This is a genomic window from Candidatus Magnetaquicoccus inordinatus (genome assembly GCF_004217665.1).
In the GTDB taxonomy this organism is placed as follows: domain Bacteria; phylum Pseudomonadota; class Magnetococcia; order Magnetococcales; family Magnetaquicoccaceae; genus Magnetaquicoccus; species Magnetaquicoccus inordinatus.
The window spans coordinates 1-7317 of record NZ_RXIU01000179.1 but is presented as its reverse complement, the minus strand read 5'-3'; the positions used below and the strand labels follow the sequence as shown (position 1 = coordinate 7317).

At 53.0% G+C, this 7317-nt stretch carries 9 protein-coding genes; 1 reads left to right on the top strand and 8 read right to left on the bottom strand.

The genetic code is table 11. The annotated features are described in order from the left end of the window. The coding region (locus EJP87_RS12020; RefSeq protein WP_227657605.1) for a CheR family methyltransferase at positions 1–2035 on the bottom strand (2035 nt) is incomplete at its 3' end. A gap of 740 nt (positions 2036–2775) precedes the next feature. Here EJP87_RS12020 and EJP87_RS12015 point away from each other — a divergent pair. Further along, the gene (locus EJP87_RS12015; RefSeq protein ID WP_130472119.1) at positions 2776–3264 is read left to right on the top strand and encodes a hypothetical protein; all 489 of its coding nucleotides are present in this window, start codon (positions 2776–2778) and stop codon (positions 3262–3264) included. Positions 3265–3285: 21 nt separating this feature from the next. Here the strand turns inward: EJP87_RS12015 and EJP87_RS12010 are convergent, their stop codons facing one another. The 7 genes from EJP87_RS12010 to EJP87_RS11980 all read right to left on the bottom strand — a co-directional run. Continuing rightward, the gene (locus EJP87_RS12010) at positions 3286–3738 is read right to left on the bottom strand and encodes a hypothetical protein (protein ID WP_130472118.1); all 453 of its coding nucleotides are present in this window, start codon (positions 3736–3738) and stop codon (positions 3286–3288) included. Positions 3739–3787: 49 nt separating this feature from the next. Next, positions 3788–4096 carry a Rieske 2Fe-2S domain-containing protein gene (locus tag EJP87_RS12005; RefSeq protein WP_130472117.1) on the bottom strand — a complete coding sequence of 103 codons (309 nt, stop codon included), beginning with the start codon at positions 4094–4096 and terminating at the stop codon, positions 3788–3790. A 32-nt stretch (positions 4097–4128) separates the two neighbouring features. Continuing rightward, entirely contained in the window at positions 4129–4443 is a 315-nt protein-coding gene (locus EJP87_RS12000) for an iron-sulfur cluster assembly protein (RefSeq protein ID WP_130472116.1), read from the bottom strand. A gap of 10 nt (positions 4444–4453) precedes the next feature. Further along, a complete protein-coding gene (sufU, locus tag EJP87_RS11995; protein WP_130472115.1) occupies positions 4454–4912 on the bottom strand; it encodes a Fe-S cluster assembly sulfur transfer protein SufU in 459 nt (152 codons plus the stop codon). Further along, complete coding sequence (sufD, locus tag EJP87_RS11990; protein ID WP_193771335.1) at positions 4909–6222, bottom strand: Fe-S cluster assembly protein SufD; 1314 nt, start codon at positions 6220–6222, stop codon at positions 4909–4911. The genes sufU and sufD overlap by 4 nt, the downstream gene beginning before the upstream one ends. Beyond that, on the bottom strand, positions 6219–6968 hold the full coding sequence (gene sufC, locus EJP87_RS11985; RefSeq protein WP_130472120.1) for a Fe-S cluster assembly ATPase SufC: 750 nt from the start codon (positions 6966–6968) through the stop codon (positions 6219–6221). Before sufC ends, sufD begins: the two co-directional genes overlap by 4 nt. A 2-nt stretch (positions 6969–6970) precedes the next feature. Further along, the coding region (locus EJP87_RS11980; RefSeq protein WP_193771334.1) for a SufD family Fe-S cluster assembly protein at positions 6971–7317 on the bottom strand (347 nt) is incomplete at its 5' end.

The following is a 7317-nucleotide window of genomic DNA, read 5'->3' as shown; positions in this document are numbered from 1 at the left end:
GCAACTCTTCATTCATGGCCATCACCTCTTCGTTGTAGGCCGTCAGCTCTTCGTTTCTGCCCTGCAGTTGCTCAATGGTGCGTTGCAGATCGTCGCGGGTGGCTTGCAGCTCCTGTTCCAGTTGCTGGACCAGAAAACGTTCACCCTTCTTTTCTGTCAGCGGCGGAGAATCGCTTGGTTCGCGGCAGAGTGTTACCAGAAAGAGTTGGCTGCTGGAGGGCTCCACGATAGGGGTGACGGTGATACGTACCGGCGATTCGCTATTGCCGGCATGGTTGAGCAGGGTGGCAGCGCTTTTATTGAGCGATGCCTTGCCCATGACCATGCGCAGCGGACTACGCAGATGGGGCCGAATCAGGGAGAGGATGTCGTAGCGCGGTTCCCCGCTGGTCATGATAAAAAATTCATGCGTATTGCCAGTGGTATAGAGAACCTCGCCGGTCTGGCTGATCAGGACGGTAGCCGGGCCATGGTTTTCCAGAATGGTGCGACACAGTTTGCCTAGTCCCACCGATGCCGGCAGTGGTGGTGAGAGTGCCGTAGCCAAACGGGAGAGGGGATTGCCGCTCGGAATTGGCAACTCTCTTTTGTTGAGGGGCTTGCCTTGATGAATAAAAATGCGCCAGTTTTTTGCCAGGGGCTCAAAGCTCGCACCATGCTCCCCCAGAGATTCGGAGCTGCCCAAAAAGAGACAGCCCTGCTCGTTGAGAACAAAGCGGAACACAGAAAGAAGCCTTTTCTGTGCCTCTGCTTCCATATAAATCAGCACATTGCGACAGACAATCAGATCGATTCGCGAAAAGGGTGGATCGCTCAACAGATTGTGCAGGGCAAAGACGATGCACTCCCGAAGCTGTTTTTTGACCCGAAAGATATTGCCCTGGCGGATAAAAAAGCGCTCCAGCCGTTCCAGACTGACATCCGCCCGGATGCTTTCCTCGAAGCTGCCGCTGCGGGCTCCGTCGAGGGCCTGTTCGTCCAGATCGGTGGCAAAAATCTGGATCGGATTTGTTCGATTGTTTAGGATGCGATATTCCAACAGCAGCATGGCGATGGAGTAGGCTTCTTCGCCACTGGAGCAGCCTGCCACCCAGACGCGAAGCGGCTGTGTCTCCTCTTTGTTGGCAAACAGTCGGGGCACAACCTGTTGCTGCAGAATCTGATAGGCATCCGGATCGCGGAAAAAGTGGGTTACACCGATGAGCAGATCCTTGAGCAGCAGCTCCAGCTCTTTTTCCTCCTCCCGGAGGATGGCAAGATAGTCGGCCAGGGAGGGGAGCGCGCGCAGGGCACTGCGCCGTTGCACCCGGCGCAGCAGGGTGGTTTTTTTGTAGCCGAGCAAAGGACTCCCTTTGAGGCGGGAGATCAGTTCCAGGATCTCGGTCAGCAGCAGCTCTGTGCTGTCGGCAAGCGGATTGCGGGAGGCCGATGGTGTATCCTGCCGACGCAACCTCTGGATCAAGGCCAGGGGAATCTCTTCGGGGGGGAGGAGCAGATCGGCACCTGCCATATCCAGAGCGGCTTGGGGCATGCTTGCAAATTCAGAGCTGCTTGGCTCCTGCACCACGGCAAAACCACCCAGGTCGCGAATGGCTTTGAGACCTTTGGAGCCATCCTGTCCGGTTCCAGAAAGCACCACTCCGGCACAGTTGCTGCCCAAATTTTCGGCCAGAGAGAGGAACATGTTGTCGATGGGGGCGGGGTGGCGCAAAAAGGAGGGTAGTGGGGTCAAATGGAAGGTGGTGCCGATCATGCTGAGCAGATGGCCGGAGGGCACCAGATAGATATGATTGGCCGAGGGGATGAGGCCGTCATGCACCAGTTCCACCGGCAGCGAGGTCCAATGGCTGGCAATCTCCACCATTGCGCTTTTTCGGGTGGGATCCAGGTGTTGCAGGATGACAAAGATCAGGCCACTATCGAGCGGAATGGCGCAGATAAGACGCTTGAGTGCACTGATCCCTCCCGAAGAGGCACCGATTCCAACCAGCGTGGGAGAGCTTGCGGAGGAGGTTGCGGACAGTGGGTTGACCATAATTTTTCCCCAAAAATTGCTCGGTCATCTCTCCTGCAAGGCACATTTGCAAGGCAGCAAAAGGCAGTTAGCGCTTCACAATTCTTAATTGCCTGTGCGGGACAGTTGTTTGGCCGTAAGCTGCAGCAGTTTGTCTGGTCATAGGCAATGGACACATGCCGCCTGGGTGTCACTCTGTTTTTTTTACCGCAGCATTGTCCCAACCCACACTTCTGAAGCTACACGCAGGGCAAACAGGGCCCAGGAGCTTCCCTGTCCATGATGCCAGTATTTGCCATACTTGCAAAACAAATTAGCAAAACAAGCAAACAGGATCCTATCAGATGTAGCAAATTCTGTAAAATGAAAAAAGGTAGGCCAGTACACATTCTTTGCAAATGGTAATTTATTTGCGCCATTCCATTCATTGGCAGAATGCAGGAGGCATATAATTCTATGACAGACGGGCTTGATGAGTATATCGCCAGGTGGTTGATAGGGTGGAGGTTAGAGAAGCGGAGGGCACAGAAAATTCCTTCCAAGGTTTGGACGAGGGGATGTTTTTGGTAGGTGAGGAGGCGTTTCTGTATTTGTGGCTTGGGAATTTTTGGTTGCTGGTGGTAGAGTAGGGAGTGACCGCAAATGCAGTAGGGGTATACAAATTTTTTTCGTGGGATGGCGCAATCGTGCCGCTCATTTCTGAAACTGATAGACGGATGCAGCAGTGTCAACAACTGTTCAGCCAACAGAGGAGCCACAACTTGTTTGAATTTATCAAAAAATTTAGTGAGAAACGGGAAAAGCCCCGCGTCTCCTTGGAGCGTACCATTCGCTTTGTCTCCAAATCAGGGATCTCCTGTAGCGGCACAGCAAAAAATATAAGCGAAAAGTCGTTGTTGTTGATTTCAGAGCATCGAAACCCGGTCAGTGAAAATGAAGAGGGGGAAATAATCGTCGATTACAAAGGGGTAACTTCCATATTTCCTGGGAGGGTCATGCGCGCTGGCAAATACAGTATTGATAAATATTGTATTGCAATTGCCTTTTGCAATCAGGAAACAATTCATTTTTTTGCACCAATGATTGTCAACTCTTCCACCTGTCTGAATTGCGGCAGTTCAGTAGACCTGGAAAAATGTCCCTCCTGTAAGGGTCTGCAGACCATCTGCGCACTCTGTCTGGCGCGGGATGGCATGTGTCGGGAGTGCCGTTCGGAGGGCTATTTGCAAAAGATGCGCGATAGCAATTGAGGAGGCTCTGTGTAGATTTTGCTAGAGAGGGAGTATGCCCCCTTTGCTGGCATGTTCGCCGTTGGCGCTGTAACAGCTTTGCTTTTGTCTCTTTTCGGCAGAGCAGCATGGCGGAGAGCGCTCTGCAGCTTTTTCCATGTCACACAGACCGCGCGACCAGCGCGGGATATATTGCAGATTGTCCAGTTGGTTTTGTTCAGTGAAGTGGATCATATAGCGCTGTACAGCAGAAAAAAAGCTGGTGTGGAGAGTGAGATGACTGGCAAGCAGCGCCGCTTCGATCTGTTCGGAGCTTACCTGCAACATATCATAGGTGATCTTGACGGTATTGTGTGTGCCATCCAGCACAAAATCCAGTATGTCATGATTGTTCATCAGCCATGCGGTCAGCAGATGGCGTGCTTCCAGATCTGCCAAACCTGTGACATTCCAGGAATGGGTGACGGGGTGGGAATTCTGCTCGATGCTCTCCATGGTCGGTTTTCTCCTGTTGGCTTAAAGCGATGATAGGGTGTTTTTCTGCTTATTGTTTTATCTGTACCATTCCATTGTTGCTGCGAACCGGAACCACTTGAATATTCTCATAGGCCGGAGGGGTGCATACAGCTCCCGTTCTGATGTCAAAGCGGGCCCCATGCCGGGGACAGATGATTTCGCCACTGTCCATCTCACCACTGGACAACTCAGCGCCGTCGTGGCTGCAACAATCCTCCAGGCAGAAAAAATGGCCCTCCAGATTGAAAACGACTACAGCCACTCCAGCCGCTACAAACGCCTGACAGGTGCCAGGCCGAATATCGGTCACCGATGCCACATCTGTCCACTCATTCATGCTGTTTTTCCTTGTTGGCGGTTGTTGCCGGGTTATAATAGCTCCATTTGCCACAGTCCCTTTTCGCTCATCATCTCTCTGCTCCATTGCGGTTCCCAGACCACCTCGACATGAACTCCCTGGACACCGGGCACGCGGGCCACGCACATTTCGATTGCCTCTGGAAAGGATTGCGCGACCGAACATCCTGGTGTCGTCAAGGTCATGCGCACAGTCACCATGCCATCAGGGGTAATCTCCAGGTGGTAGACCAGTCCCAGATCATAAATGTTGATGGGAATCTCTGGATCCTCAATGGTACACAAGGCTGCGATGACATCCTGCCTGAGTTGTTCGATCCTCTCCATGTGACTCTCCCTATTCGGTGCAAACGGTATTGCTCTCTTTTTGCAAGGCTGCGTGCAGGATAAACCAGGCAAGGTTGGCACATTTGATCCGCTCTGGATGGTCAAAAACTCCCCCCAGCAAAGCCAATTGACCCGGCGGCAGCTCCGCATCATGGGAGGAGGTGACCTCACCATGAAAAAAGGCCATCATGCGTTGTGCCAGCGCTGTCGCCTCCATCATGTTCAACCCTTCCAACACCTCGATCATCATGGAGGTGGAAGCGACTGAAATGGCACAACCCACCCCTTCAAAGCCCGCTTCCTGAATCACTCCATCGGCGATGCGCAAATTGATGGTAAATTCGTCACCGCAAAGGGGATTGAATCCGTAAGCCTTATGGTTGCTGTTTTGTGGTAAAAACATGTAATGGAATGGGTTTCTGTTATGATCAAGAATGGTATCCTCATACAGATCGCGGTCGATTTTCATGCGTGCACTCCTCCAAAATGAAAGCTTCGTTCAATCCATTCCCTGACAGAAGCTGGTGAGAAGCGTTGCAACAGCTCTTCGGCAAAGCCATGGATCAGCAGTGTGCGGGCTGTGGCGAAATCTATGCCTCGGCTCTGCAAATAAAACAGCGCTTCGGGATCCAGGCTGCCCACAGTTGCCCCATGACTGCATTGTACGGCATTGCTGTTGATCTCCAGTTGCGGTTTGGCATCGATCTCTGCTCGGTCGGACAACAGCAGATTGGCAGTTGTCTGTTGCGATTGGGTCTGCTCTACCCCTGACGGAACATGGACCAGGCCATTGAATATGCCGCGTGCCTGTTCGTCCAAAATCCCTTTGTACAACTGTTGCGAGCGGGTGGTGGAATGGGTGTGATGAATGGCGCTGTGAAAGTCCATGTGTTGCTCGCCCTTGGCGAAAAACAGGCCATCCAGAGAACATTCCGCCTCTGTCCCGGCCAGTGTCACGTGCAGATCCTGGCGGGTGATTTTTCCGCCGATGGAGAACAACTGGGAATGCAAACGGCTGCCCATTGTCTGTGTGCATTGTAGTGTTCCCACATGATGGGCAAAGGGAGATTCACCCAGCAGAAGCAGATGGCGCATCTGTGCCTTGTCTCCCAAAACCAGGGAGGTATAACTGTTGGTAAAATGAATGGCCTGCCCCAAGGTGGCATAACTCTCCACCAATACCGCCTGGGAATTGCCACCGGCGATGATCAGATTCCAGGGCAGCGTCATCATCGGGTTTTGGGATGTTGTGGTGAGAAAGAGCAGTTGCAAAGGTTTTTCCAGACGGCTGCCCTCTGGGAGATAGACAAAGGCCCCATCTGCCCACAAGGCATGATTCAACTCGGAAAAACCTTGATCAGGGCCGGTAAGAAACTGTTCCAGGTAGGGTTCCCACTCATCTGGAGCGTTGTTGACCACCTTTGCCAGACTTTCCACGCGGACGCCAGGCGGCAAATCGTGCAGTTTGGACAAGAAAGGTGCCACAAGGCCATTGACAAATACCAGGCGATTGCTCTCCTGCTGCTCGAGCAGATAGGGGGAGAGATCCTCTGGATCCAGGCCCAGACAGGCGGGATCGGGAAGTGTATACCCCCTCTGCGAGAGAAGCTTTCCCGATGTATATTTCCAGGTTTCCATTTTTTGCGTCGGCAAGCCTATCTGCAGCAGACGCTCCATGGATTTTTGCCGGGCAGCGCGCCATGACAAGAGTTTGCAACCGGGCAGTGCAGGCAGACGCTCGTTCCATTGTGATTGATAGGTTTGCAGGCTGTTATTCATTGTACCCTCTCCGACAGCCATCCATATCCTCGTTCTTCGAGGAGAACCGCCAACTCTGCTCCAGCCGAGAGGACGATGCGACCATCGATCAGCACATGGATGTGGTCCGGGACCACCTGTTGCAGCAAACGGGAATAGTGAGTGATCAAGAGCATGCAGCGTTGTCCATCGCGCAAAGCGTTGATTCCGGCGGCCACCACCGCCAAGGCATCAATATCCAGTCCAGAGTCAAGCTCATCCAGGATTGCCAGGCGTGGGGCAAGAACCATCATTTGCAGCAGTTCATTGCGTTTTTTTTCGCCACCGGAAAAACCGACATTGACGGCTCTCAGCAACCAGTCGGCAGGCAGCCCAAGCTGTTGGCTTCGCGATTGCAGATAGTCGCGAAAGCGCAGGGCATCCATTTCTGGCAATTGCTGATGGCGTTGGTGGGCGTTAAAAGCCTCTTTCAGCAGACGGGCATTGCTCACTCCTGGAATCTCCACCGGATTTTGAAAAGAGAGAAAGATGCCTGCTCTGGATCTCTCTTCTGGCGCCATCCCAAGCAGATTGTCTCCTTGGAAGAGAAGCTTGCCGCCGGTGACCTGGTAACCCTCCCGACCAGCCAAAATATTGGCCAGGGTACTTTTGCCGGAACCATTTGGACCCATAATGGCGTGGATCTCCCCAGCCTTTATTGTCAGTTCCACTCCGCACAAGATGGGTTTGTGCAGCACGGAGACATGCAGATCATTTATTTGCAGCATCTTCATCCCACACATCCTTCCAGGTTGACCTCAAGGAGTTTGCGCGCCTCCACAGAAAATTCCATGGGCAACTCACGCAAGACCTCCTGAGAAAATCCGTTGACGATCAATGCGACTGCCTGCTCGCTGCTCAGGCCCCGCTGTCGGCAATAGAACATCTGCTCTTCACTGATGCGCGATGTGGTGGCTTCATGCTCCACCTTGGCGCTGCTGTTTTTGACCTCGATGTAGGGATAGGTATGGGCCGAACAGCTTGCACCCAACAGCAGGGAGTGTGCTGGTTCAGCGTGAATGATACAAATGGCCGTTGCGCGTAAGCACTTTCTCGGACACTCCCGGCACCTTTGCA